This is a genomic window from Acidiferrobacter thiooxydans (assembly GCF_003333315.1).
In the GTDB taxonomy this organism is placed as follows: Bacteria; Pseudomonadota; Gammaproteobacteria; order Acidiferrobacterales; family Acidiferrobacteraceae; genus Acidiferrobacter; species Acidiferrobacter thiooxydans.
The window spans coordinates 1,465,846-1,490,527 of sequence record NZ_PSYR01000002.1 but is presented as its reverse complement, the minus strand read 5'-3'; the positions used below and the strand labels follow the sequence as shown (position 1 = coordinate 1,490,527).

The following is a 24,682-nucleotide window of genomic DNA, read 5'->3' as shown; positions in this document are numbered from 1 at the left end:
AACCAAAGGATCGCGCAGCGTCCATGGGCGATCAAAGGCCAAGCGGGGCGGGCCGGCCGGTAAACTTAGAGGGTTGATCATTCGGTAGTCTGCCCGAGGGCGTGGTGTTCGCCCGGGCCCTGCGCACCAATGAACGGACCCCGGAACTGGGGACAGGGCTGCGCGCGCACCTCAACGCCCAAGCCGCCGTCTTGATTCGCCTGGTGGAGAGTTATCCCGACACGCGCGACAGGCTGGCGGAAATCTCATAGGGGCCCGAAGCGCAAGTATGGGACAGACTTACCCGGGGCCTTTGGGTACGCCTCTCGTTACGCCACCTTGAGGGCCGGCTGATGGTGGAGCACCAGCAAATCCGCCTCTGTCACCGTCAGGAACGCATAAGCCTCCCCTTGCATATCCGCGAACTCCACCAGAAAGACGGCCGGAGAAAGCGTCTCCACAATGGTGCCGACCTGCCCGCGTTGCAATCCTTCCTTGGGGAAATCCTTCACTAAAGCGACCACATCGAGCGTTCTCAGCGGACTAGAGACCTCGCGAGCGCAATAAGACTTAAGTCAAGTATAACGCTTCGCCATTTGGTGAACCACGACTGGCTGACTGGTAACCGCGTCGCGCACAGCCTGATAGGCATGTGCTTGCCGCGGCGCCGGCGTCTAAAACGGCGTGGCCAAGCGCAGGATGAGCGGGTGCATCACACCGTAGTCAGCCGGACCCTGTCGACCCGGCTCAATTTGACACGCTGCTTGGCTTGCCAGAGGCCATATTGGGACTGCAGCAAGCCAGCTCTCCGGGGAGCGTCCGAGCGCCTTGGAAAGACGCAGGGCCATGTCCGGACTTATGCCACTCTGCCCCTTCAGGATGCGACGCAAGGTCGAGGCCGAGGCATCGAGCGTGACTGCGAGTTCCCGGGCACTGAGCCCGTTGGGCTCCAGATAGACCGCGGTGAGAAATTCCCCTGGATGTGGAGGATTGTGCATAGCTATCAGTGATAGTCCTCATAGTCCACGACGTAGGCGTGACCCTTTCAAATGCCAACGTCAGGCGCCGATTTCCATTGACCCATACCGACCAGCGACCTGCAGAGGATGCAGGCGGAATCCGGGGACATCCATATCCTGGAGCGTATGCGCGGTATCCAGGGCGGCGAGGAGCATGCGTAGCCGCTTGGCGTGCTGCGACGGGTTTCCCGCCACACTTCCCTAGAAACCGACCATGACGTGGAGCAGCTTGCGGTAGGGCAGATACGTCGCGTTGTGTATGGGCACGAGTTCCTTATGCCCGAACATATCGCGCAGAGGCTTGGTGGCGAGCCGACCGGCGGGACTCAAAAGCGCCGTCACGATCTTGTGGCGCAAGGCCGGCGGGACCTTGGCGCTCACCGAGAAGGCCTGGTTGGGCAGTCCCGGCACCTTGTAGGCGATCTGGAGTTTGCCCGGGAAGTGCGCCTCCTGGCGCTTGAAGACCGGGAGCGGCTCGAGGGCCGCCATGCAGTTGCCCTCGACGATGTTGCGCGCCGCGGCCCCGAAGCTGTGAATGACGACGATGTAGGGTTGGCGTGCGGGGTTCGTAAACCAGCTGTCGAGCGTCAAGGTCGCCAAATTGGGCGGCGAGAACGCACACACCGAGCGCCCGATCAGGTCCTGGACCTTGCGCACTGGGCGCCCACCCTTTTTGGTAACGAGCACGAAATTGAGTTTGCCGCTCAACGCCGCGAGCGCATCGTCGTGCCAGTGGGCGATGCGCCACCCTATGAGGGCCGGGCCATCAAAGTAGATGGCGGCGGTATTATTGTGTACCTCGGCCATGTATGTGAGCCAGTTGCTGGTGTAATGGAACGTGATTGGCGCCCCTGTGGCGTGCGCGAGAAAGTCCGCGATCTTGCCGTAGACGGCGTCCGCCTGGGCGAGCCCCTGGCGGGGCGGGGCGATCATGACATAATGCGTGGGCCGGTTTGCGGCGTAGGCAGGGGCGCAAAAAAGACTCAAGATAATCGCCAAGGTGCGCAACATAGTGATCTCCTCATGTATCCGCGACGGAGTGTCCGCACCGTCAGCAGTCCCCGAATAGGCCCTGGCGTGGGCACTTCTTGTTATTGAGAGTCCTGTAAGATTAGACCGCGGGCCTGGGCTTGCAAGGGGTGGCGCGCATGCGCCGGACCGTGCCGGCTTGGCGTTCGCGCGGGCGGACTGATATAGTCGGTTCGCGACAGACAGCTTGCGGGAGAGGCCCGCCCCCCGGGGGCCGGGCGCCGACGACGCAACCGCCCGGAAACGTACCGGCAAAAGGACCGCGAGGCTACTACCGTCGACTCTGGAGAGAGACTGCGCGACAGTCCACCGAAGGGGCACAAGCTCTCAGGTCGTGGGACAGAGGGGTGACTGTGGATAGGCTCGCCGCCTGAATGGCGCGAGTTCGTGTGAATCGAACGCGAGATCTCTCATGGGTCACCGTACCCCGCTTTATGAAGAGCATGTCCATGCCGGCGCCCGCATGGTGGATTTCGGAGGTTGGGACATGCCCCTCCACTATGGATCGCAGATCGCCGAGCACCACGCCGTGCGCCGGCAGGCCGGTATCTTCGACGTCTCGCACATGCGCGCCGTGGAGGTCCGTGGCGTCGATGCCCGCGCCTATCTTCGCTACATGCTCGCCAATGATGTCGACAAGCTCGGTACCCCGGGAAAGGCGCTTTACGGCTGCCTGCTCAATGAGCAGGGCGGCGTCCTCGATGACCTCATCACCTATTTCCTGGCGCCTGACTGGTTTCGGTTGGTCGTCAACGCCGGACCTGCCGATCGCGACATCGCGTGGCTGCGCGCACATGCCGGGCGCTTTGCGGTCGACATCATGCCGCGCCCGGATCTGGCCATGATCGCCGTGCAGGGGCCGCGCGCCGACCATGCGGCCTCGCAGGTCCTGGGGGGCGAGGCCTACGCGGCGCTCGCGCGCCTGAAGCCCTTCCACGGGGCGTTCGTCGGCGACACCTTCCTGGCGCGCACCGGCTATACGGGAGAGGCCGGATTCGAGATCCTCATCGACGCGCGCGAAGCGGCCGGGCTGTGGCGGCGGTTTACCGATCACGGGGTCGTGCCGGCCGGCCTGGGGGCGCGCGATACCCTGCGCCTCGAGGCCGGTATGAACCTGTACGGGCATGATATGGACGCCACGGTATCGCCGCTGGAGTCGGGTCTCGCATGGACCGTGAGTCTCGCAGCCGAGCGCGAGTTCATCGGACGTTCCGCCCTTTTGCAGCAGCGCGTGCAAGGCGTTGCGCGTAGACTCACGGGGCTTGTGCTGCGTGGCCCCGGGGTTGTGCGCGACGGCCAGGGCCTCCAGGGCCCGTGGGGCCGGGGCACGGTGACGAGCGGCAGCTTTTCGCCGTCGCTTGCGCGCGGTATCGGTCTCGTTCGCGTGCCGGCGGCGGCGGCGGACGGGGACGACTGCGAACTTATCGGCCGCTCCGGACAGGTCCTGGATGCGCGCCTGGTCGCGCCGCCGTTCGTGCGCCAGGGGCGCGCACTGATCGATCTTTGAGGGGAGGAGAGATGAGCAAGGTACCAGCGGATCTGCATTACACCAAGAGCCACGAGTGGGTGCGTGAAGACGGCATGGTGCTGGTCGTTGGCATTACCGACCACGCCCAGGATCTCATGGGTGACATGGTGTTCGTGGAGCTACCCAAGCCCGGGACGCGGGTGGATACCGGCAAGGAATGCGCGGTGGTCGAATCCGTCAAGGCTGCCTCGGACGTGTACGCACCGGTGGCGGGCGAGGTGACGGCGATAAACGAGGCGCTTGCCGATGCCCCGGAGACACTCAACGCCGATCCTTATGGAAACGGCTGGCTCTTTAAGATCAAGCCTGCCGATCCCGGCGCCGTGCGCGCCCTGCTCGACGCCTCCGCCTACGAGACCTTGCTCGCATCCGAAGCCTAGATCATGCCGTTCATTCCCCATACCGCGGCCGAGACCGCCGCCATGCTCGAGGCCACGGGCGCCCGGTCCCTCGATGATCTGTTCGACGAGATCCCCGCGCGCCTGCGTTCGGGGCCGCTTACGCATGTGCCCGAGGCCTTGACCGAGCACGAGATCGGCCGGCTCATGCGTGAGCGCGCCGCCGCCGATGGCGAGTTCCTGACGTTCGTGGGCGCCGGGGCTTATGAACACCATATCCCCGCGGCGGTCTGGGAGATAGCCGGTCGCGGCGAGTTTTATACCGCCTACACGCCCTATCAGGCCGAGGCCAGCCAGGGCACGCTCCAGCTCCTCTACGAGTTCCAGACGATGATCGCAAGCCTCGTCGGTCTCGATGTCGCCAATGCCAGCCTCTACGACGGCGCCTCGGCGTTGGCCGAGGCCGTGCTCATGGCCGTGCGCTTGCATGGCCGGTCCCGGCGCGTGCTGATTCCCGAGACCGTGCACCCCCTGTATCGCCAGGTTGTGCAAACCATCGTCTCGGCCCAGGCGATCACGCTCGACCTCGTGCCCATGGATGGTGCCGGGACTACCGATGTCGGGGGGCTTGCGTCGCGCCTCGCAGGCGCCGCCGGGCTCGTCATTCCCCAACCGAATTTCCTGGGATGCCTGGAGGATGTGCATGCCATGGTGGCGGCCGCGCGCGCCGCCGGGGTGCTTGCCATCGGGCTTGTAAACCCCATCGCCTGCGCACTTATCGTGCCCCCGGGCGAATGGGGGCCGGGTTGTGACATCGCGGTCGGCGAGGGCCAGCCGCTCGGCGCCCCCTTGTCTTCGGGTGGCCCCTATTTCGGTTTCATGGCGTGCCGCCGCGAGCATGTGCGACAGATGCCGGGGCGTATCGTCGGGCGCACGGTGGATGCGGCCGGCCACGAGGCCTATACCCTCACCCTGCAGGCGCGTGAGCAGCACATACGCCGCTCCCGCGCGACCTCCAATATCTGCACCAATCAAGGCCTGTTGGTTACCGCCGCCACGGTCCACATGGCGTTGCTGGGGCCCGAGGGCCTAAGGCGTGTCGCGGCGGCCGCGCACGCCAACACCGCGATGTTGCGCGCGCGTCTCGAGGCCATACCGGGCGTGCGCGCGGCGTTCCCCGATACGCCGTTTTTTCACGAAGTGGTCTTGAGGCTTCCGGTGCCGGTGCCCGAGGTCCTGCGTGCGCTCGAGGCGCAAGGTATCCTCGGCGGCTGCGCGCTGGGCGAGTTCTACCCGGCGTTTGCAGACAGCCTGCTCGTATGCGCCACGGAAACCAAGACCGAGACCGACATCGCGCATTACGCGCACCACCTCGAGCGTATCGTGACCAGGCGCCGGCTCGATCCGCCGTGCGCTTACAAGGATGACAACCCAAGGAGCCCCTAGAAATGGCCAAAATCACTCTCAAAGGCACACCGTGCACGACCTCCGGCGATCTCCCCAAGGTCGGCGCCAAGGCCCCGGATTTCAAACTCGTCAACGGCTCGCTCGCCGATGTCGGACTTCAGGACTTCAAGGGCAAGAAAAAGATCATCAGCATCGTTCCGAGCCTCGATACGCCGGTGTGCGCGGTCAGCACGCGGCGTTTCGATGAATACGCCGCCAAGGACCAGAACACCGTCGTACTGGTGGTATCGTCCGACTTGCCGTTCGCGCAGGCCCGCTTCTGCTCGGCGGAGGCGACGCATGTAGTCCCCCTGTCGATGATGCGCGATCGTCATTTTGCGCGCGACTATGGGGTGCTGATCCAGGACGGGCCGCTCGCCGGCATCACCGCGCGTGCGGTGGTCGTGCTCGATGCCGAGAACAAAGTCCTGCACACGGAGCTCGTCTCCGAGATCGGTCAGGAGCCGGACTATGCGGCGGCCATCGCCGCCGCCAAGTGATCCGCGCGTGCTGATCTTCGAGCGCGGTGCCCCAGGGCGCGTCAACGCACCGCAGATGCCGCGTCCGCTGGCACCGCCGGCTGACATTCCGTCTACGCTCCTGCGGCGCGCGCCGCTGGCCTTGCCGCAGGTCTCGGAGCTTCAAGTGGTGCGTCATTACACGCGCTTGAGCCAGCGGAATTTCGCCATCGATACGCATTTTTATCCACTTGGTTCGTGCACCATGAAGTACAACCCCCGGGCCGCGCATGTCGCAGCCCAGCTCCCGGGGTTCGCGAACCGCCATCCGCTGGCGCCGGAATCGACGGGGCAGGGTGTCTTGGCCTGCCTCTTCGAATTGCAGGAGATGTTGAAGGATGTGACCGGCATGCGCGCGGTCTCTCTTACGCCGATGGCCGGGGCCCAGGGGGAGTTCGCCGGGGTTGCCATGATTCGCGCCTACCATGCGGCCCGCAATGACCTTGCGCGTGACGAGATCCTGATCCCCAAGGCCGCTCATGGCACGAATCCGGCCACCGCGGCCATGTGCGGCTATCGCGTACGCGAGATCGATGTGCGCGCCGATGGCGACATCGATCTCGTCGCGCTCAATGCCGCCATCGGACCACGGACCGCGGGCCTCATGCTCACCAATCCCTCGACCCTGGGGGTATTTGATCGGCATATCGAGGACATCGCGCAACGTGTGCATGCCGCCGGCGGGCTTTTGTATTACGACGGGGCCAACCTGAACGCCATCCTGGGCCAGGTCAAGCCGGGTGACATGGGTTTTGATGTCGTTCATCTGAACCTCCACAAGACCTTCGCGACCCCGCACGGCGGGGGCGGCCCCGGCGCGGGCCCGGTCGGGGTGGGCGAGCGTCTGCTGCCGTTTCTGCCGGTGCCGATGGTCGGCGAGAGCGGGGGGCGGTATTACTGGATCACAGAAAAGACCCGGCCGCAGTCGATCGGGCGACTGTCGACCTTTGCCGGCAATGTCGGCGTGCTCTTGCGGGCCTACGTCTACGCGCGCCTCGTGGGTCGCGAGGGCATGGCGCGCATCGCGCACTATGCGGCGTTGAACGCCAACTATCTCCTCGAGCGCCTGAGCCGGCTGGGCTTCGAGCCCGCCTATCCTGGCCGGCGCGCAGCCCATGAGTTTCTTTTGACGTTGAAGGGCTTAAAGGAGAGGACCGGCGTCACCGCGCTCGATGTCGCCAAGCGGTTGCTCGACAAGGGTTATCACGCGCCGACCATCTATTTTCCCTTGATGGTCCCGGAGTGCCTACTGATCGAGCCGACCGAGACCGAGAGCCGCGATGAGATCGATGGCTTCGTGGCGGCCATGGCCGAGATCCTCGCCGAGGCCGAGACCACGCCCGAGCTCTTGAAGGCCGCGCCCCACACGCTGCCGGTGCGCCGGGTCGATGAGGTGCGCGCGGCACGTGCGCTTGATCTGGTGTGGAAGGCTCATCCGGCCAGCGCTTGAGGTCGCTCGCTCCCGGGCCATCCATCGGGTGTTTCTCCCACTCGGGCCGACAACGATTTGAGGGACGCTCGATGACCGCTATGCTCTGCGCCATCGAGTCGTCCGTTGTTGAACAGGCGACTCGATCATGAGGATTTTGGGTAACATGACAGCACTTATTTGCGGATCTTTCGCGTTCGACACGATCATGGTCTTTCCGGACAAGTTCGGGCGGCACATCCTCCCCGACCGGCTCCACATCCTGAACGTGTCATTCATGGTACCGAGCATGCGCCGCGAGTTCGGCGGTTGCGCTGGCAACATCGCCTATAATCTGAATGCGATCGGCGGCCGGGCGCTTCCCATGGGGACCGTGGGCGAGGACTTTCTGCCCTACGCCCAATGGATGGACCGTCATGGCATCGCACGCACGCATGTGGTCGAGGTGCCGGGGACCTACACCGCCCAGGCCTTCATCACCACCGATCTGGACGACAACCAGATCACGGCCTTTCACCCTGGCGCCATGGCCGAGTCGCATCGCAACCGCGTGGCCGATGCCGCTGGCGTGACGCTTGGGATCGTGTCGCCCGACGGACGTCAGGGCATGATCGATCATGCCCGGCAGTTCGCCGAGGCCGGCATTCCGTTTATCTTCGATCCGGGTCAGGGCCTGCCGATGTTCGACGGCCCCGAGCTCCTGTCCTTCATCGATCAGGCGGACTATGTGTGTGTGAACGACTACGAGGCGGGGCTGCTGGCCGTGCGCACCGGGCTCGATGTCGCAGCCCTCGCCGACCGGGTGCGAGCCTTCATCGTCACGAAAGGTGCCGAGGGTTCGGAGATCCGCGCCTCCGGCCGCATCCATCACATCCCGGCGGTACGCGCCGAGCGCATCTCTGACCCCACCGGCTGCGGCGACGCCTATCGCGCCGGCCTACTGTTCGGACTCGGGCAGGGTTTTGATTGGGAGACCACCGGGCGCGTCGCCGCGCTCCTGGGCGCCCTGAAGATCGCGCACGCCGGGACACAGAACCACGCGGTCGACCCCGAGACCTTTCGCGCGCGTTTCGCGGATGTCTTCGGGTACCGCCTGAACGGAGGGTAGCCTTCCATGTTGTTGGGATCCGTATTTGCCTTGCTGAAGTCCGTGCCGGCGATCTTCTACGCTATAACGACCGGCTCGACCATCACCCTGAGCGGGCTTTATATGCAAAACCGCAGCGAGTCGGAGCGCAATACCGAACGCCTGCGTCATGATGCCCTGATGCGCGACCGTGAGCGCGACATGGCGCTGCGCCGCGAGGTCTATTTGAAGTCGGCCGAGGCCCTGGCCCATGCCCAGGAGTATCTCGCGGCGTTCGCGCGCGATGATCTCGCCGCCGACCAGCACGAGGCGCTGATTCGCGGCATAGGGGGCGACCTCAACAAGGTGCATATCGTAGGCTCGCTTGCCACCGTGCAGGCCATTGTCGAGGCCAACGAGTTCTTCGTGCGCAGCGTCGCCGACCTGGGAGTCGAGCAGCTCCCGGTGAAGCGTGTGAAGGAGGAGATCAGGGCCGAGGAGCTCTTGATCGAGGCCGCCGGGGGACGGCGCGACGAGGCGCTGGCGCGCATGCGCGAAATGGACCGTGCGCAGGCCACTGAGTCGGCCTTTTGGAACGTGCAGAACCAGATCCTGGCCGAGGCCCAGGCCGCCATAGAAGATGCCGTCGAGCGCTTGCGGGAACTGCGTGAGACGCTGCTCGCAAACGAGGCCCAATTGTTGCGCGACGCCGCCCACGCCGGTATTGCCTTCGGGGCGCTCGTGGTGCGCGCCAATGTCGCCATTCGCCGGGAACTCGAGCTGCCTTTGGATACCGAGGCCTATATCGGGCTCATGGAGCGCTCCCAGGAGGCCCTGACACGCCATGTGGGCAATTTCCAGGAGCAGACCATGGAAGACCGTCGCAGTCTCGTGAAGAGCCATCTTGCCCCCACGCGCGGCGCCTTCGTGCACTGGTTCGGCCGGCAGAAGGGGCCAGGCCCCCAGCCGGTGGCCGAACGGCCGGCCGCGCAGGAGGGCTGAGGTTTCCCGCTAGCCAAGACGCGCCGTAGCGCCCCGCCTGTAAGCGCTGCGGTTCAGGGGGTGGTGACCGGCCATGCGGCCGGCAATGCCAGCCATGCGGCCGGCAATGCCAGCCATGCGGCCGGCAATGCCAGCCATGCATACCAGCCATACGGCCGGCCAGGAGTGGCACTATCGCCCATGAGGGCGATCACTTCTCCTGCCATCGTGCGCGCTGGCGTGTCCCGAGGCCCTCAGTCGTCTGTCACGAGCGGCAGGCCCTCCGCCTCCCACAAGACACAGCCGCCGGCGAGATTACGGACATCGCCAAAGCCCATCTGCTGGAGGGTGTCGGTGGCGAGCGCGCTGCGCGCCCCCGATTCGCAATACACCACTACCAGCCGCTCCTGGGCCGAGCACAGGGGCTCGACGCGATGCGGGCTCGTAGGGTCGGCGGCCCCCTCGAGCGTCCCGCGCGGGATCAGGATCGCCCCGGGGATATGTCCGGATGCGAACTCCGCGGGTTCGCGCACGTCGATCACGAGTATGGCCTCGTTGTCCTCGAGGAGATTGTCGAGTTCCTCGGCGGGGATCTCATGGATGCGGCTGCGGGCACGGGCGACGAAGTCGCCGATGGTCATGGGCATGACGGGCTCGTCCTCCATAAATGGGGTTGTGGTCATTACTGCATAGTCTGCGCGAGCACGGCCTCGAAGTCGGCCTCGTCTGTCACCGGCGCCTCGCAGCGCAGACCGTGACAGGCATAGGCGACCACCGCGCCCGCGGGCGCGCGTGCCGCGAGCCCGGGCGGCAGATCCTGGGCGTCGTCGGGGATGGCGTAGACCGCGCGGCGTACCGCAAAGCCGGCCTGCGCGCGTTCATGCCAGCGGGCGAGCGGGCCTTGCGCCCCGCGCAGAACGATGATCGCCGGCGGGTCGGTGGCGTCTTCCCAGGCCTCGATCAGCGCGGCGTGCATGGACAGGTAGCGGCCCTGCGCTGTGAGCCCGGCATCGATGGCCTTTCGCGCCGGGGTCTCGAGTGTCGGGTCGGCCAGCAGGTGGGCAAGACGGTAAAGCGCCGAGGCGGCCACGGCATTGCCCGAGGGCAGGGCATCGTCGGAGAAGGATTTGGGCCGGTAGAGGGGGTCTCGTGGTCGCCGGCGGTGAAGTAGAACCCGCCATGCTCGTAATCCGCGAAATCGGCGAGCAGCCGCTTGGCCAGGGCCTGGGCGAAGACCAGGTCATCGCGGCGCCAGCGTGTCGCCAGGAGTTCGAGCACCCCATCAAGCAGGAAGGCGTAGTCGTCCAGATAACCGTAGGGGCTCGTGCGGCCATCCTTGGTGACCGCAGACAGGCGCGCGCCGTCCCAAAGATCGGCGCGCATGCGATCACAGGCATGCTGCGCCGAGTCCACGAACCGCGGCACGCGAAGGAGTCGTCCGGCGCGCGCCAGACCCTTGATCATAAGGCCATTCCAGGCGGTCAGGATCTTGTCGTCGCGGCCTGGGCGCACGCGCCTTGCACGCACCGCTATGAGCTTGTCGCGTGCGCGCGCGAGACGCCGCGCCGCCTCCTCCAGCGACAGGCCCGCGCACGCCGCGACCTCCTCCAGGGGGGTTGCGATCCTGAGATGATAGGCGCGCCCTTCGAAGTTCGGTGCCTTGTCCAGGCCATAATACGGGATCGCCACCGCCTTCTCGTCGGCATCGAGCGATTCCTCGAACTCGGATCGCTGCCACAGATAAAAGGCCCCCTCCTCGCCGCCACTGTCGGCGTCGAGGGTGGCGTAGTAGCCGCCTTGCGGGGCCTCCATGTCACGCAGTACCCAGTCCCCGGCCGCTATCGCGGCGTCCCGGAAACGGCTATCGCCCGTGGCCGCGAAGGCCTCGGCATAGAGCGGGATGAGCTGTGCGTTGTCGTAGAGCATCTTCTCGAAGTGCGGGATGGACCATTGGGCATCGACGCTATAGCGGAAAAAGCCCCCCTCCAGGTGGTCATAGAGCCCGCGGTCGGCCATCGCATGCAGGCTCGCGCGCATCATGGACAGCGCCTCCTGATCCGCGTGGCGGGCGTACGCCAATAGCAGCCGGCGTACGCCGCCGGGATGCGGAAATTTTGGGGCGCCCCCGAATCCGCCGTCGACCGTGTCGTATTGCCCTTTGAGTTCTGCCAGGGCACGCTCCGCCGGGGATTCATCCGCCGGCGTGGCCGGTGCCGCCGGGATCGCATCGCCAGCGGCCAGGACCTCGCGCAGGCGCGGTCCCTGGGCGCTCAGTTCCGCGCGGTGCTCGCGAAAGTAGCGCTCCACATGGACGAGCAGGTCGGGAAATGCCGGCAGCCCGAAGCGTGCCTCTTTGGGGAAGTAGGTCCCCCCGAAAAACGGCGTCAGATCGTCGGGGGCCAGAAACATGGTGAGCGGCCACCCCCCGGCGCGGCGCGCGAGCAGGTTGTGCGCTGCCTGGTAGACCCGGTCTAAGTCCGGGCGCTCCTCACGGTCGACCTTGATGCACACGAACAGGCGGTTCATGACTGCCGCGACCGCCTCGTCTTCGAATGACTCATGCGCCATGACATGACACCAGTGGCACGCCGAATATCCCACGGACAACAGGATCGGCTTATCGGCCTTGCGCGCCTCGTGCAGGGCGGCTTCGTCCCAGGGCTGCCATGCCACTGGGTTATCGGCATGTTGTTTCAGATAGGGGCTTGTCTCGCCGCCGAGCCGGTTGCTGAGATGGTTCGTATCCATGACGTGTCCCAAAAGCCTCATTGTACGCCGCTTGTCCCGGGAGGCGCGCCGTTCTTGGTATAATGGCGCCATGTCTCTCCCTGTCATTCGATTGCGGCCGCGCGAGGACCGGCGCCTGCGCGCCGGCCATCTGTGGGTTTTCAGCAATGAGATCGATTGCGATACCACACCCCTTACGGCATTCACACCGGGCGATGCCGTGCAGATTGAGAGCGCGCATGGCCGCTGTCTGGGTGTGGGTTATGTGAATCCGCGATCGCTCATAAGCGTGCGTATCGTGAGCGCAAATCCGCACGCCGTGATCGGCCGTGATCTCCTCGTGGCGCGATTGCAAGAGGCGCTCGCCTGGCGCGAGCGCCTCTACACCGCCCCCTTTTATCGGTTGGCCTTCGGCGAGGCCGATGGATTGCCGGGCCTCGTCGTCGACCGTTACGGCGATGCGCTGGTCGCCCAGTTCACGACCGCCGGCATGGAGCGCCTGAAGACGGATGTGATCGAGGCCCTGGATCAGGTGGTCCGCCCGACCAGCATCCTCGTGCGCAACGATACCGCAAGCCGCGCGCTCGAGGGTCTGCCTTCCTATGTCGAGGCGGCGCTCGGTGAGCCGCCGGCCGAGGTCACGGTCGTCGAGGGCGACTGCCGGTTTCGTGTGGCCTTGGGGGTGGGCCAGAAGACCGGATGGTTTTACGACCAGCGCCCAAACCGGACGCGGCTCTTGCCCTATGTGGCGCACGCCCGGGTCCTGGATCTCTTCAGTTATGTCGGCGGTTTCGGGATCCAGGCCGCCGCCCACGGCGCCGATCATGCGACGCTCGTGGATGCCTCCGACCGGGCGCTATCCTATGCGCGCGGCAATGCCGCCGATAATGGCGTGGCCGCGCAGATCGCCACCGTCCACGGGGATGTCTTCGAGGTCTTGCGCGAGCTGCGTGCCGCCGGCGAGCGTTTCGATGTGGTGGTCGTGGATCCACCCGCCCTCATCAAGCGCCGCAAGGATTACGAGGCCGGGCTTGGCGCCTACCAAAGGCTCAATGAGGCAGCGCTCGCGGTCCTTGGCGCAGAGGGTGTGTTGCTGTCGGCCTCGTGTTCCTATCACCTCGAGCGCCACACTCTGGCGCGGGTCGTGGCGCAGGCCGCTACGCGCCTGCGACGCGCAATCCAATTCGCAGACGAAGGCGGGCAGGGCCCCGACCATCCGATCCATCCGGCGATCCCAGAGACCGCCTATCTGAAGGCCTTTGTCGCGCGCTCCTTGTCGGTCCTCTAATGCCGGTTGTCGCCGCAGCCGCCGGCCCTTGTCGCGACGCGGTGCGCGGAATTTCGCGAGCCGAGCCGTTTCTTTAGGCGGATACGCGCCATCGGTGGCCCCCTTAGAATGCGTGCACCGGGAAAACGGGCAGGAAATTTTCTTGTCCAACCGTGCGAGGTCAGAAACGGAGGACACGCAATGATAAGGAAAGGAGCACTCGTCAAGACAGGGATTATGGCGGCGTTTACGCTCGCGCCAGTGGTCGCTTCGGCCCATTACTGGGGCGCACCGCAATCAGGCCTCTATATCGGCGCCGGCGGCGGCGGGGCACGCAATCGCAATCTGAGTTCCAGCATCCCGGGGCCGTTTGTCAATTTCAAGCGCACCCAGCCTGCCTGGAAGGCCTTCATCGGCTATGCGTTCAACCGTTTTTTTGCGATCCAGGGCGGCTACCAGAACTTAGGCACGGACAGCATCGGCACGCCCGTGGGTTCCGAGAAGATCCGCAATCGCGGTTATGACGTCAACGGGCTGCTCAGTTTTCCGTTCACGCCGGTCTTCTCACTCTTTATCGAAGGCGGCGGTTCGCGATTCCGCACGCGCACGGTCACCCCGGTCTCCACGACCTTGACCTATGACGGCACGCATCCTGATTACGGCGCCGGCGTACAGATCAACCTCGCGCGCCATCTGGCCCTGCGAGGACAATGGCAGCAATTTCTCATCCCCCATAACGATACGCAGTTCTACAGCGGCAGCCTGCTGTTTCGCTTCTAGCGGCCGACGGCGCGGGTCCGGGATGCCGGGCCCGCGCGCCGCACCTAGGGCGCCACCCACAGGGTCTTGATGTTGGTGAACTCGCGCACCCCATAGAGCCCCAGTTCGCGTCCGTAGCCCGAGGCCTTCACCCCTCCGAAGGGCAGCCTGGGGTCGCTCTTCACCACGGTGTTCACGAAGCTTGATCCCGACTCCAGGCGTCGCGCCAGGGCCGCCCCGCGCCGCGCATCGCCGGTCCATAGACTGGCCCCGAGGCCATAGCGATTGTCGTTGGCGAGTGCCAGCGCATGCTCGCTGTCGCGGGCACGCAGGATGGTTGCCACCGGGCCGAAGAGTTCCTCGCCATAGGCGCGCATGCCCGCCCGCACATGGTCGAGGATCGACGGTGGGTAGTAGTTGCCGGGTCCGTCGGGGATCTGACAGCCGAGGCGTGCCGTGGCCCCGCGGCTCAGGGCGTCGCTCACCTGCTCGTGGAGGGCCTGGCGCAGATCACGCCGCGCCAGTGGACCCATGACTACATCCGGGTCGCGCGGGTCGCCCACCTTCAGGTCCTTGACGCGTCGCGTCAGGCGTTCGAGAAAGGGTTCGGCCACGGACTCCACCAGGATCAGGCGCTTCGCGGCTATGCAGCTTTGCCCGGCGTTTTGGTAGCGGGACGCGACCGCGGCCTCGGCGGCACGGTCGAGATCGGCATCGGCCAGGACGATGAAGGCATCCGATCCACCGAGCTCGAGCACGGTCTTTTTCAGGGCGCGTCCGGCGGCCGCGGCCACCGCGCGTCCCGCGGCCTCGCTGCCTGTCAGGGTGACGGCATGGATACGCGCATCGTCGATCAGCCTCGCCACCGCCGGCGCGCGCACCAATAGTGTCTGGAAAAGACCCTCGGGGGCCCCGGCCTCGTGGAAGACCCCGGCGATCGCCAGGGCACATTGCGGGACGTTCGCAGCATGTTTCAGCAGCGCCGCGTTGCCGGCGATGAGTGCCGCGGTGGCGAACCGGAACACCTGCCAGAACGGAAAGTTCCACGGCATGATGGCCAGTATGACGCCGAGCGGCAGGAATGCCACCCGGGTATCCGCTTCCGCGATGCCGGCCGGTTCGTCACCGAGCAGGCGTTCGCCGTGTTCGGCGTAGTAGTCGCAGGCCCATGCGCACTTCTCGATCTCGGCCCGCGCCTCGGTCACGGGCTTGCCGACTTCGAGGGTGATGATGTCGGCGTAGCGGTCACGCCCCCCACGCAGGATGGTACCCACCTTGTGCAGGAGTGCGCCGCGCTCGCGCGCACTCTGCACACGCCATGCGCCCGCGGCCTGTGTGGCGCGCGCAAGCGCCGCCTCTATCTCGTCTGGGCGGGTTTCGGGAAAGCTTGCGACCCTTTCGTCGGTCGCCGGGTTGATGCTATCGAATGACATGGCGCCGTCCCTTGCACTGTTTACTGGCTCTAGTATAGTAATTCCATCTCGTTACTGCAGTCAGGCCCGTGCGCCTTGCCCAAACCTTCGTTCTCGCCTTGGCGTTTTCGAGCGTGGCCTACGCGAATACCCCGTTGGCGCTCGACAGGCTGCGTTATCGCCAGGCGCTCACGGCCCTGAACGAGGCGCGTTATGGCGAGTTTCGGCATCTCTATCACGAGTTAAACGGCTACATCGCTCGTCCTTACCTGCGTTACCATTATCTCATGGACCGGATGCGCCACGACCGGGCACGGGCCGTGGCGGCGTTCCTCGCACGCTATCCGCAGCTGCCCGTGACCGCCAAGCTGCGCCGCGCCTGGCTCAAGTTCCTGGCCCACCGGCATGATGACAAGCGCTTTCTTGCGGCCTACGAACCGAGTCTCGATACCGATGTCAGCCTGCATTGCTACGACTTGGCCGCGCGTGCGCGCGCCGGGCAGGACGTGGCGTCAGCGGTGCGCGCGCTGTGGCTGACCGGGCAATCGTTGCCGCGCAGCTGCCAGGGATTGACCGCGCACTGGCTGCGCGCGGGCGGCGCGAGCCAATCGCTATTGTGGGCGCGCACCAAGCTTGCCATGCAGGCCGGCAACGTGACCCTCGTCAAGCGCTTGCGCCCGGCGTTGTCGCCAACCCACGCTCTATGGGTTCATCGGTGGCTGGTGCTTACCGCGCACCCCGCGCACGCATTGGCGCACATCGAATATCCGCTCACCCTAAAGCTCGCTCGTCACATGGTGCGCGCGGCGGTGGTGGCGCTTGGTTGGCGCAGTCCGACGCTCGCCATGTCGCTCTGGCAGCAGTTGCGTGCGCGCCAGCCGCTACCCGGCGAAGACAATAATTATGTCTTGCGCGGTCTCGGGCTGATAGCCGCCAAAGACCACTTGCCCGAGGCCTTGCCGTGGCTGTCAGCCGCGGTCCCGCGCACGCACGATGGCCGGCTTGTCCGCTGGCGGGTGCGCGCCGCGTTACGCGAACGTGCGTGGGGCGATGTGCTGATGTTCATCGACGCCATGCCCTCTGCCATGCAGCATCGGCAGGAGTGGCAGTACTGGCGGGCGCGGGCACTGGCCGCGAGCGGCCATGCACGCGCCGCCCAGGCGATATTCGCGAAGCTCGCGGGGCGCTTTGGCTACTACGGATTTCTCGCCGCCGACCGGCTCGGACGACCCTACCACATCCCGAATGTCCCCCTGACCGAGCCCGCGGGGCTCTTGCGGGCTGTCGATCGCCTGCCGGGCATCCGCATGGCCCACGAGCTGTTCCGCTTGCACCAGCACCGTGAGGCCCGCGCGCAGTGGTTTCAGGCACTGCAGGGGCTTTCCGAGGATCAGATCGAGGCCGCGGGCCTGCTTGCCTCGCGGTGGGGCTGGCGCGATTGTGCGATCCTGACGGTCGCCGGCACTCAGGCCAAGCATGCGCTCGGCATCCGGTTTCCCTTACTCTACCGTTCCCTCATAGAGGCCGATGCCGGACGCAACAAGATCGACGCGGCGTGGGTATACGGCATCATCCGCCAGGAGAGCGCGTTCATTTTCGATGCCCGCTCCGACGCCGGCGCGCTCGGGCTTATGCAGCTCATGCCGCTGACCGGATTCCTCACCGCCGGCGAGATCCATCTGCCGATCACCGGCGATCGCGACCTGCTCGATGTCGCCACCAATGTGGATGTGGGGACGCATTACCTGGCGGATGTCCTGCTGCGCGCGCGTGGTCAGGAACCGGTGGCCACCGCCGCCTACAATGCCGGGCCGACGGCGGCCATTTCCTGGCTCCCGGTACGTACACCCCTACCTGCCGATATCTGGATAGAGACCATCCCTTATCGCCAGACGCGAGGCTATGTCAAGAATGTCCTGGCGTTTACCGCGATCTATGACTACCTGTTGAAGGGTCGCCAGGACGCCCTGTTGACCCGCATGAAGCCCATTACTCCGGCCGTCGAGTTGGCCGCCAATGGGGGTTAGGCCGGACGCGCTCGTCGCCATCCTCGGGGGCTGCGGTTTCGTGGGACGCGCGCTGGTTCGCGACCTGCATCACCGCGGCTATCGGCTACGGCTCGTGACGCGTCGCCCCGATCGTCACCGCGATCTCGCGGTCCTTCCGCGCCTGGAGTTATGGGAAGGCGATGTCCATGACGAGCGCCTCCTGCGGCAAGTCGTGGCCGGCGCCGCGGCGCTCGTCAACCTGGTCGGCATCCTGGACGAACGGAGCCCGGGGGATTTCGTGCGGGTGCACGAGGAGCTGCCGGCGCGCGTGGCGCGTGCGGGCTGCGGGCTGCGGCTCGTGCAGGTGAGCGCCGCCGGCGCCGATGTCGCCTCCGATAGCCGCTATCTACGCAGCAAGGCGCGTGGCGAGCAGCGGCTGCGGGCCCTGGCTCCGGCCGCCATCGTCGTGCGGCCGAGCGTCATTTACGGGGCGGGCGATCATTTCGTGGGTCGTTTCCAACGGCTCCTGCGCTGGGCGCCGCTGGGACTTCCGGTACCGCTCGCCGACAGCCCCATGGCCCCCGTGCATGTCGATGATGTCGCCTCGGGGATCGCCGCGGCCTTGGCGCGCACGGCCGCTGCCGGCCGCGACTATGGTTTTTGCGGCCCCGAGGCCATGACGCTTTTGGAGGCCGTGGCAGCCATTGCCGAGCGTTGCGATCGGGCCCGTCCGCGCGGCCTTTCGGCCGGTACGAGCCTTCTATTGGCGCGCGTCCTTGGCCATTGGCCGGGGGCCCCGTTTTCCGTCGATCAATGGCGCACCCTGCGCGCAGGCTCGGTATGTCGAGCCGAAGCCCCCGGGTTACCCGATCTCGGTGTGACCCCCAGGCCCTTCCGTGCGGCACTGAAGGACCTCATCCCCGGACCCTGCTGACGCACGGCGCCGGCCGCAGGACGGAAGGACGAACGGGGCGTATTGCCGACTCCTCGTGTCTGCTAACGTCTAATCAATGCATGAATGGCGTGCGGCCTTACGAGGGGGTTGCCTGTATGAATCTTTACATCGGGAATTTGTCCCGGACGGTCACCGAGGCCGATCTCGAGCTCATATTCGAGGGGCTCGGGCATATCGTATTCGTATGCCTGGCGTCCCCCAGCGGGGACCGCGGGTACGCCTTTGTCGCGGTCGCCGATGAAGGTCAGGCGCGACTCGCCATCAATGCCATGAACGGCAAATACCTAAAGGGCCTACGCTTGATTGTGCGGCCGGTGCTCGACCATGCGCGGCAGGCGCGGGCCCTGCGCGCCCACAAGGCGCCCCGCGGCTCCCGGGAGGCCGGTGCGCGGCTGCGCGTGCTGAAGGGTGGGCAGGCGCTCGACTAGGCCTTTGCGGCTGCGGAGTTCGCGGTCGCGGAACGGCGCCGGGAGTCTCCCGTACCAGCGCACCGCCCGAAAGAACGCCGGCAGCTCGCCATCTTCCAGGGCCAGCAGCCGGCGGAATGCCGGTACCAGGCTCTCGTAGCTCATGTAGGCGCCGAGCAGGGCATTGTTGAACCGTTCCTGGAAGAACGCGCGGTAGCCGTGACTGCCATGCCAGCGGCGCACCAGCGCGAGAAAGCCCGCGTGCAGCGCCCGGTAGGTGGCGCGTTTGGCCTTGCGTTTCTGGGCTGGGCTCAAGGCCGGATTGCGGTAGATCCGTTCAAGACGCGCCCGGCAAGCGCTCATGAGTGCGAGCACGGCCTTATGGCGGGCACGCCGCTGCCGATAGAGTGCGCGCTCGGCCGGAGTCCCCTCGGAGTCCAGGAAGCGGTGGACCCCCACTGCGGCCACGGCGTCGGCGAACGATTCATCGAAAGTGGTGGCGTTCGGTATATAGATGAGGTCATGCGCCAGCTCGTGAAAGATGATGTGCGCGATGGTCGTTCGCGGATACCCAAGAAAGGTGCTCAAGACCGGATCGTGCAGGTAACCGAGTGTGGCAAAGGCCGGCACGCCCCCCACATAGACGTCATACCCTTTGCGGGCGAGGGCGCGCGCGTAGCGCCGGGCCGCGGCGTGCGAGAAATAGCCGCGATAGGCCACGCAGCCCGCGAACGGGAAGCACCAGCGTTTCAGCGTCAGGCTGAGACGAGGGGCGGCAAAGACATTCCACACCACATAGGGGCGATGGAGGTCGGCGTAGTCGCGATAATTCCCGTGGAGCGCAAGCCCCAGATGCGTGCGCGCGAATCGCCGCACCTTGAGAACGTAGCGCAGCCGTTCCTTGACCGCCGGCGGGGTGGCCGGATCGGCGAGCACCTGCGCGATAGGGCGTTCGGCGCGCATGATGCCGACCTCGCCCCCCACGGCCTGCGCGTAATAGGGCAGCGCGCACCCGGATAAGGCCCCCGCGACAAGCACGGCGAGCGCGAAGCCGATACAATGGCGGCCTTGGCCGACATGCTCGCGGGACATATGGAGACCTATCTGGTAGGTGGTGCGGTGCGCGACGATCTCCTGGGGAGGCCGGTCATCGATCGCGATTATGTCGTGGTCGGCAGCACGCCGCAAGAGATGGAGGCGCGTGGCTTCCGGCGCGTGGGCGTGGACTTTCCGGTGTTCCTTCATCCCGAGACCCACTGCGAGTATGCGCTCGCCCGCACCGAGCGCAAGACCGCGCCCGGCTACCGCGGTTTTGCGGTGCACGCCGACCCTACCGTGACCCTTGAGGAGGACTTGCGGCGCCGCGATCTCACCATCAACGCCATGGCGCGTGCCGAGGACGGGGCGTTGATTGATCCCTACGGGGGCCATGCCGACCTGCGCGCCGGGATCTTGCGCCATGTCAGTCCGGCGTTTGCCGAAGACCCGGTACGTATCCTGCGCGTGGCGCGCTTCGCCGCGCGTTTCGGGTTCACCGTGGCCGCCGAGACCATGACACTCATGCGCGCCATGGTCGCGTCCGGCGAGGCATCCGCCTTGGTACCGGAGCGCGTGTTCACCGAGCTCGACCGCGCCTTGGGGGAACCGCACCCCTGGCTCTTTGTCGAGGTGCTGCGCGCGTGCGGGGCACTGGCGGTGCAGTTTCCGGAGATCGACCGCCTATTCGGTATCCCGCAGCCGCCCGCACACCACCCCGAGGGGGATACCGGCGTGCATGTCCTGCTGGCGCTCCGGCAGACCGTGCGCCTGGGGCTTACGCCGCGCACTCGCTTCGCGGTGCTCCTGCATGACCTCGGCAAGGGGCTTACGCCCCGCGCCGAATGGCCGGCGCACAAGGGTCATGAGGCCCGCGGCGTGGGCCTCGTAGACGCGGTGTGCGCACGCCTCAAGGCCCCGGTGGAGTATCGGGCGCTGGCCCGCGCCGTGGCCGGCTACCACCTGCAGGTCCATACCGCCATGCGCCTGCGGCCGGCGACCGTCCTGCGCCTCATCGAGGCCGTCGATGGCTTTCGGAGGCCGGGGCGTTTCCTGGAGTTCCTCGGGGCTTGCGAGGCCGATGCCCGCGGCCGGTCGGGTCTCGAGGATCGCCCTTATCCGCAGGCCCCATGGCTGCGCGCGGCGCGCGATGCGGCGGCCGCGGTATCGGGCCGCGACTGGGCGGCCCGGGGCCTTGCCGGGGACCAGATACGCGAACGCATCCGTGCGGCGCGTATCGACCTCATCGCCGCCCTGAAGACGGATGAGTGCTAGGCCCCGGTGGCGTGCCTTGCCCATCGCCACCCCACACCGGCCCTGGTGAGATCCCGTGCGGGGGACGGTGTCGTGTCGCGAAACCGCGATGCCGGCGGGGGCGAGCCCCCGCGTCGGGCGGTGGTATTCAGCGCCTGGGGATGTATCATGAGTCCCTGATAGACGAGGATTGTGAATGCGTGGCTTGATCGATCGATTGCGGGGCGTGGAGCGCGATATCGTGCAGGCCCCGGAGGCCGGAAGCGGCCCCTACTATGAGCCTCAGGGCAGTGAGATCGCGATATTCGAGGCCGCCTGGCGGCGGCGCCTGCCGGTCATGCTGAAGGGTCCGACCGGCTGTGGCAAGACCCGCTTCCTGGAGTATATGGCCCACCGCCTTGGTCGCCCGTTGGTCTCGGTGTCGTGTCACGAGGACCTGACGAGCGCCGACCTGGTCGGTCGCTTCCTGCTCGACGGCGAGTCAACGGTCTGGCAGGACGGTCCACTCACCCGCGCCGTCAAGGCCGGCGCCATCTGTTACCTCGATGAGATCGTCGAGGCGCGTACCGACTCTACGGTCATCATCCATCCCCTGACCGATCACAGGCGACGCCTACCGCTCGAAAAACGCGGGCTGGAGATCGAGGCGCATGAGGACTTCCTGCTGGTCATCTCCTATAACCCCGGGTATCAGACGGTGCTGAAGGACCTGAAGCCCTCCACCAAGCAACGCTTCGTGGCCATCGATTTCCGCTACCCGAGTGCTGAGATCGAGGCGCGCATCCTGCAAAACGAGGTCGAGGGGCTGGATGCCGAACTGGCGACGCGGCTCGTGGCGATCGCGCACAAGGCCCGGGCGCTCAAGGATCATGGGCTCGATGAGGCCAGTTCGACGCGCTCGCTGGTCTATGCCGCCTCCTTGATTGCCGCCGGCCTGCCTCCCCTGGAGGCCGGCGAGGCGGCGCTCATCAATCCCCTGACGGACGATGTCGAGCTCGCCATGGCGCTGCGCGAGATCGTCAAGGCGCATCTCGCGGCGGCATGAGCCAGGACCCCGAGGCGCAGCTTGCGCTGGTCCTGAGCGAGCTCAAGGAATTGAGTTTCGTGGCCCACCGCGACCTGACCGCCGCGCTCCCCGCGCTCGAGGCCTGCACGGCGCAGACCGTGGCGCGTTGGGCGCAGACCGGCCGCGACCTCTTTCTGCATGATCGTGACGGCGGCAAGGCCTTCCTGCGCGCAAGCCCGGGACTTGCGCGGGACGTGGGCGCGGTCGATGTCTGGACGGAGCAGGCGCGCGGTTTTCTGGCGTTTCGCGGGTCCTGGAAGGCGCTCACCGCCTATCTCGCGGGCTTCCCGGAGGCGGTTCGGGTGCTGGGCCTGGACGATGCGCGCCGTTGGGGGGATGTGGGTCTCGAGTGGGCGCGCCGCCATCCCGAGAGCGGCGCGGTGTTCTTCGAGACGAATGTGGCCGAGCTCGCCGCCGGGCGCGGTTTCGCCGGCGCCTGGGAGGTGCTCGGTGCGCTCGCCGATCTCGCCCATGAACGCGGCCTGCCCGCAAGCCTGGCGCTGCCGGGGGCGATCAAGGTGCGCGCGCTCCTGGGGACCGAGGGGCTCAGGGCGTGGTTGACGCGCGGGGCCGACGTCCTGAAGGCCGGACGCCTGCGCGGCGAGGCCTTTTTCCGCTTGGAGGGGTCGGACAGCGATGAGGCCCTGAGGGCCGTGCTTCCGGGATTTCGCACCGCGGAGCATGAGCGCTTCCTGGCGCTCGTCGCGCGCGCCGCGTTCGGCGTGACCCCGGCGCTCGCGCCCGCGGGTCTTACGGTGGGGGCCCCGGCCTTCGTCGAGACCGACGGCCGTGTGCTGTTCGTGCCGCCGGCGTTTCCAAGCCGCGAGCAGGCGCTCGCCGCGCTCTTGCACCATGCCGGCCACCTGCACTTTGGGACCTATGAGCAGGGGGCCATCGAGCGGCTGTTCGCCCTGGCCGGAATGGCGCATCCGCCGTTGGATGCCGACCAGCGCGTCACCTGGCGGCCGTTGTTTGCGCTCTTCGGCGCCGATCTCGTGCGTTTTCAGGTCTTGTTCGATCTGTGCGAGGACTTCCGCATCGATGCGCGCGTCCAGGCGCTGATGCCCAACCATGTCCCGCGGCTTTGCGCTCTGGCCACCACCCGCCCCGAAGGTCCGGCGGGCGCCTATTTCGATCTCGCGCGCCACAGTCTCCAGGTGCTCGCCGGACAGGTGCCTCCTTCCGGCCCGTGGGCGAGGCTTCTTGCCCCCGATGCCGACCTCACCACCGCCTGGGTCGAGGCGCGCGCGCTGTATGAGGGGTCCGCGCTCCCGGCGTTGAGTCTCGCCAGTCGTGACGCCGCCTACCTCCCCGGGCGGTCGCCTAATCACGCACGCCCTGTCTATCCGCGTGCGACGGGGCGCGAAGAGGCGCCAGAACCCGATGCCGATCCTCGCGCTACGCCCACCACCGAGCCGGGCGCGGCGCGTCCAGCCCCGGTCAGTGCCGGTCATGACCCGGACATGGAGCTCCCGCCCGAGGATACGAGCGGTTCGGGTGGTCGGGTCGGCGTCGGCAAGCCCCAGCCGGCCGCGGGCGGCGCGCGTCGCCGCCGACTGCGGCCGCCGGGAGAGGGTCTCCCCTACCCGGAATGGGACTATCGCGACAACACCTACCGGCGCGACTGGACGCGCGTAGTGGAGCGTGCCCTGGTGGAGCGGGATCTCGCCTGCGCACACGCGCTTATGGCCCGCCATGCCCCGGTCTTGCAGCGGCTCAAGCGTGCTATCCAGGCCGAGAAGCCGCGCCGCGTAGCGCCGCAACGACGCCAAAACGAGGGCGAGGAGCTCGATCTCGACGCGGCCGTGGAGTATGTCACCGACCGGCGCACCGGGGCCCGGCCGGCGCCGCGCATCTATCGCCGACGCCGCCACCTGGTGCGCGACACCGGGGTGTTGCTGCTCGCCGATCTTTCGACCTCCATCATGCAGCAGGCCGCCGATGGCGAAGGCCGGGTGGTGGACCGCATGAAGGCCGCGCTCCTGCTGTTTGCGCGGGCCCTGGAGGAGGTCGGCGACTACTATGCCATCGCCGGGTTTGCCTCCAAGTATCGCGATGCCGTGAGCTATTATCCGATCAAGGATTTCGCGCGGCGCCTGACGCCCGAGACCGAGGCCATGCTCGGCGGACTCTCCGGGCGCCTTGCCACCCGCATGGGGGCCGCCATTCGCCATGCCTGCGTGCGGTTCGGCGAATCCCCGGCGGCGCGCCGCCTGCTGCTCATCCTCTCGGACGGCCGCCCCGCCGATTATGATGACGGCGGCGATGAGCGCTATCTCCACGAGGACACGCGCATGGCGGTGAAGGAGGCGGCGGAGCAGGGCATACACGCGTTTTGCATTACGCTCGATGCCTCTGGTTCGGCCTATCTGGAACGTATCTTCGGGCGCGGCCATTTTCTGGTGATCGACCGACTCGATGACCTGCCACGGCGTCTGCCGCAGGTTTATCTCAGGCTGCGCCGGGGCGCGTGACGGGT

The 24,682-nt window shown here is 66.6% G+C and carries 20 protein-coding genes, 4 pseudogenes and 2 riboswitches; of the genes and pseudogenes, 15 read left to right on the top strand and 9 right to left on the bottom strand.

The window, feature by feature from the left end; all coding sequences use genetic code 11:
- Positions 1-308: 308 nt before the first annotated feature.
- The 4 genes and pseudogenes from C4900_RS14285 to C4900_RS14270 all read right to left on the bottom strand — a co-directional run bounded on the left by C4900_RS14285 (position 309) and on the right by C4900_RS14270 (position 2,009).
- On the bottom strand, positions 309-518 hold the full coding sequence (locus C4900_RS14285; RefSeq protein ID WP_065969404.1) for a DUF4926 domain-containing protein: 210 nt from the start codon (positions 516-518) through the stop codon (positions 309-311).
- Between the two features lie 173 nt (positions 519-691).
- Positions 692-983, bottom strand: a pseudogene (locus tag C4900_RS14280) (HigA family addiction module antitoxin).
- Positions 983-1,193: pseudogene (locus C4900_RS17435) on the bottom strand (type II toxin-antitoxin system RelE/ParE family toxin). Before C4900_RS17435 ends, C4900_RS14280 begins: the two co-directional pseudogenes overlap by 1 nt.
- A gap of 6 nt (positions 1,194-1,199) precedes the next feature.
- Positions 1,200-2,009, bottom strand: a complete 810-nt coding sequence (locus C4900_RS14270; RefSeq protein ID WP_114283307.1) for a phosphate/phosphite/phosphonate ABC transporter substrate-binding protein — start codon at positions 2,007-2,009, stop codon at positions 1,200-1,202.
- A 198-nt stretch (positions 2,010-2,207) separates the two neighbouring features.
- A riboswitch (glycine riboswitch) is annotated at positions 2,208-2,300 on the top strand.
- Positions 2,301-2,380: riboswitch (glycine riboswitch) on the top strand. It begins immediately after the preceding riboswitch.
- Between the two features lie 59 nt (positions 2,381-2,439).
- Here C4900_RS14270 and gcvT point away from each other — a divergent pair.
- The 7 genes from gcvT to C4900_RS14235 all read left to right on the top strand — a co-directional run bounded on the left by gcvT (position 2,440) and on the right by C4900_RS14235 (position 9,354).
- Positions 2,440-3,534 carry a glycine cleavage system aminomethyltransferase GcvT gene (gene gcvT, locus C4900_RS14265; protein WP_114283306.1) on the top strand — a complete coding sequence of 365 codons (1,095 nt, stop codon included), beginning with the start codon at positions 2,440-2,442 and terminating at the stop codon, positions 3,532-3,534.
- 11 nt (positions 3,535-3,545) lie between these two features.
- Positions 3,546-3,935, top strand: a complete 390-nt coding sequence (gene gcvH, locus C4900_RS14260; RefSeq protein ID WP_065968669.1) for a glycine cleavage system protein GcvH — start codon at positions 3,546-3,548, stop codon at positions 3,933-3,935.
- Positions 3,936-3,938: 3 nt separating this feature from the next.
- Positions 3,939-5,339 (top strand): aminomethyl-transferring glycine dehydrogenase subunit GcvPA, encoded by a 1,401-nt coding sequence (gene gcvPA / locus C4900_RS14255; RefSeq protein WP_065968668.1) that lies wholly within the window; start codon positions 3,939-3,941, stop codon positions 5,337-5,339.
- A 2-nt stretch (positions 5,340-5,341) separates the two neighbouring features.
- Positions 5,342-5,839, top strand: a complete 498-nt coding sequence (gene tpx, locus C4900_RS14250; protein ID WP_065968667.1) for a thiol peroxidase — start codon at positions 5,342-5,344, stop codon at positions 5,837-5,839.
- Positions 5,840-5,846: 7 nt separating this feature from the next.
- A complete protein-coding gene (gene gcvPB, locus C4900_RS14245; RefSeq protein WP_411675236.1) occupies positions 5,847-7,307 on the top strand; it encodes an aminomethyl-transferring glycine dehydrogenase subunit GcvPB in 1,461 nt (486 codons plus the stop codon).
- Between the two features lie 145 nt (positions 7,308-7,452).
- Positions 7,453-8,394 (top strand): carbohydrate kinase family protein, encoded by a 942-nt coding sequence (locus tag C4900_RS14240; protein ID WP_065968676.1) that lies wholly within the window; start codon positions 7,453-7,455, stop codon positions 8,392-8,394.
- Positions 8,395-8,400: 6 nt separating this feature from the next.
- Positions 8,401-9,354 (top strand): hypothetical protein, encoded by a 954-nt coding sequence (locus tag C4900_RS14235; protein WP_065968666.1) that lies wholly within the window; start codon positions 8,401-8,403, stop codon positions 9,352-9,354.
- A 53-nt stretch (positions 9,355-9,407) separates the two neighbouring features.
- Here the strand turns inward: C4900_RS14235 and C4900_RS16095 are convergent, their stop codons facing one another.
- From C4900_RS16095 to C4900_RS14225, 3 genes and pseudogenes are all read right to left on the bottom strand, one after another.
- Positions 9,408-9,560, bottom strand: a complete 153-nt coding sequence (locus C4900_RS16095; protein WP_170132549.1) for a hypothetical protein — start codon at positions 9,558-9,560, stop codon at positions 9,408-9,410.
- A gap of 27 nt (positions 9,561-9,587) precedes the next feature.
- On the bottom strand, positions 9,588-9,980 hold the full coding sequence (locus tag C4900_RS14230; RefSeq protein ID WP_083995570.1) for a rhodanese-like domain-containing protein: 393 nt from the start codon (positions 9,978-9,980) through the stop codon (positions 9,588-9,590).
- A gap of 35 nt (positions 9,981-10,015) precedes the next feature.
- Positions 10,016-12,081, bottom strand: a pseudogene (locus tag C4900_RS14225) (thioredoxin domain-containing protein).
- Positions 12,082-12,151: 70 nt separating this feature from the next.
- On the opposite strand from C4900_RS14225, the gene C4900_RS14220 reads away from it, so the two are divergent.
- Both C4900_RS14220 and C4900_RS14215 read left to right on the top strand, forming a co-directional pair.
- Positions 12,152-13,348, top strand: a complete 1,197-nt coding sequence (locus C4900_RS14220; protein WP_065968663.1) for a class I SAM-dependent rRNA methyltransferase — start codon at positions 12,152-12,154, stop codon at positions 13,346-13,348.
- A 180-nt stretch (positions 13,349-13,528) separates the two neighbouring features.
- On the top strand, positions 13,529-14,107 hold the full coding sequence (locus tag C4900_RS14215; RefSeq protein ID WP_170132548.1) for an outer membrane beta-barrel protein: 579 nt from the start codon (positions 13,529-13,531) through the stop codon (positions 14,105-14,107).
- A gap of 44 nt (positions 14,108-14,151) precedes the next feature.
- Here C4900_RS14215 and C4900_RS14210 read toward each other — a convergent pair whose 3' ends face one another.
- A complete protein-coding gene (locus C4900_RS14210; RefSeq protein ID WP_065968661.1) occupies positions 14,152-15,519 on the bottom strand; it encodes an NAD-dependent succinate-semialdehyde dehydrogenase in 1,368 nt (455 codons plus the stop codon).
- Positions 15,520-15,587: 68 nt separating this feature from the next.
- On the opposite strand from C4900_RS14210, the gene C4900_RS14205 reads away from it, so the two are divergent.
- From C4900_RS14205 to C4900_RS17430, 3 genes and pseudogenes are all read left to right on the top strand, one after another.
- The gene (locus tag C4900_RS14205; protein ID WP_065968660.1) at positions 15,588-17,525 is read left to right on the top strand and encodes a transglycosylase SLT domain-containing protein; all 1,938 of its coding nucleotides are present in this window, start codon (positions 15,588-15,590) and stop codon (positions 17,523-17,525) included.
- Entirely contained in the window at positions 17,515-18,420 is a 906-nt protein-coding gene (locus C4900_RS14200) for an NAD-dependent epimerase/dehydratase family protein (RefSeq protein WP_065968659.1), read from the top strand. Before C4900_RS14205 ends, C4900_RS14200 begins: the two co-directional genes overlap by 11 nt.
- Positions 18,327-18,680 (top strand): annotated as a pseudogene (locus C4900_RS17430) (hypothetical protein); the annotation flags it as partial. The gene C4900_RS14200 and the pseudogene C4900_RS17430, both read left to right, overlap by 94 nt.
- 54 nt (positions 18,681-18,734) lie before the next feature.
- Here the strand turns inward: C4900_RS17430 and C4900_RS14190 are convergent.
- Entirely contained in the window at positions 18,735-19,940 is a 1,206-nt protein-coding gene (locus C4900_RS14190) for an aminopeptidase (protein WP_114283303.1), read from the bottom strand.
- On the opposite strand from C4900_RS14190, the gene C4900_RS14185 reads away from it, so the two are divergent.
- The 3 genes from C4900_RS14185 (at position 19,941) to C4900_RS14175 (ending at position 24,677) form a co-directional block, all read left to right on the top strand.
- Positions 19,941-21,158 (top strand): multifunctional CCA addition/repair protein, encoded by a 1,218-nt coding sequence (locus C4900_RS14185; RefSeq protein WP_114283562.1) that lies wholly within the window; start codon positions 19,941-19,943, stop codon positions 21,156-21,158.
- Between the two features lie 175 nt (positions 21,159-21,333).
- Complete coding sequence (locus C4900_RS14180) at positions 21,334-22,182, top strand: CbbQ/NirQ/NorQ/GpvN family protein (protein WP_065968657.1); 849 nt, start codon at positions 21,334-21,336, stop codon at positions 22,180-22,182.
- The gene (locus C4900_RS14175) at positions 22,179-24,677 is read left to right on the top strand and encodes a nitric oxide reductase activation protein NorD (protein ID WP_065968656.1); all 2,499 of its coding nucleotides are present in this window, start codon (positions 22,179-22,181) and stop codon (positions 24,675-24,677) included. The genes C4900_RS14180 and C4900_RS14175 overlap by 4 nt, the downstream gene beginning before the upstream one ends.
- The last annotated feature ends 5 nt before the right edge of the window (positions 24,678-24,682 follow it).

Bases quoted from the DNA above. Each gene is read 5' to 3' on its own strand.
- C4900_RS16095 (WP_170132549.1), bottom strand. From the start codon at position 9,560: ATGGCAGGAGAAGTGATCGCCCTCATGGGCGATAGTGCCACTCCTGGC.
- C4900_RS14215 (WP_170132548.1), top strand. From the start codon at position 13,529: ATGATAAGGAAAGGAGCACTCGTCAAGACAGGGATTATGGCGGCGTTT.
- C4900_RS14185 (WP_114283562.1), top strand. From the start codon at position 19,941: ATGGAGACCTATCTGGTAGGTGGTGCGGTGCGCGACGATCTCCTGGGG.
- C4900_RS14220 (WP_065968663.1), top strand. From the start codon at position 12,152: ATGTCTCTCCCTGTCATTCGATTGCGGCCGCGCGAGGACCGGCGCCTG.
- C4900_RS14230 (WP_083995570.1), bottom strand. From the start codon at position 9,980: ATGCCCATGACCATCGGCGACTTCGTCGCCCGTGCCCGCAGCCGCATC.
- gcvH (WP_065968669.1), top strand. From the start codon at position 3,546: ATGAGCAAGGTACCAGCGGATCTGCATTACACCAAGAGCCACGAGTGG.
- C4900_RS14190 (WP_114283303.1), bottom strand. From the start codon at position 19,940: ATGTCCCGCGAGCATGTCGGCCAAGGCCGCCATTGTATCGGCTTCGCG.
- gcvT (WP_114283306.1), top strand. From the start codon at position 2,440: ATGGGTCACCGTACCCCGCTTTATGAAGAGCATGTCCATGCCGGCGCC.
- gcvPA (WP_065968668.1), top strand. From the start codon at position 3,939: ATGCCGTTCATTCCCCATACCGCGGCCGAGACCGCCGCCATGCTCGAG.
- tpx (WP_065968667.1), top strand. From the start codon at position 5,342: ATGGCCAAAATCACTCTCAAAGGCACACCGTGCACGACCTCCGGCGAT.
- C4900_RS14180 (WP_065968657.1), top strand. From the start codon at position 21,334: ATGCGTGGCTTGATCGATCGATTGCGGGGCGTGGAGCGCGATATCGTG.
- C4900_RS14175 (WP_065968656.1), top strand. From the start codon at position 22,179: ATGAGCCAGGACCCCGAGGCGCAGCTTGCGCTGGTCCTGAGCGAGCTC.
- C4900_RS14210 (WP_065968661.1), bottom strand. From the start codon at position 15,519: ATGTCATTCGATAGCATCAACCCGGCGACCGACGAAAGGGTCGCAAGC.
- C4900_RS14270 (WP_114283307.1), bottom strand. From the start codon at position 2,009: ATGTTGCGCACCTTGGCGATTATCTTGAGTCTTTTTTGCGCCCCTGCC.
- C4900_RS14240 (WP_065968676.1), top strand. From the start codon at position 7,453: ATGACAGCACTTATTTGCGGATCTTTCGCGTTCGACACGATCATGGTC.
- C4900_RS14235 (WP_065968666.1), top strand. From the start codon at position 8,401: ATGTTGTTGGGATCCGTATTTGCCTTGCTGAAGTCCGTGCCGGCGATC.
- C4900_RS14200 (WP_065968659.1), top strand. From the start codon at position 17,515: ATGGGGGTTAGGCCGGACGCGCTCGTCGCCATCCTCGGGGGCTGCGGT.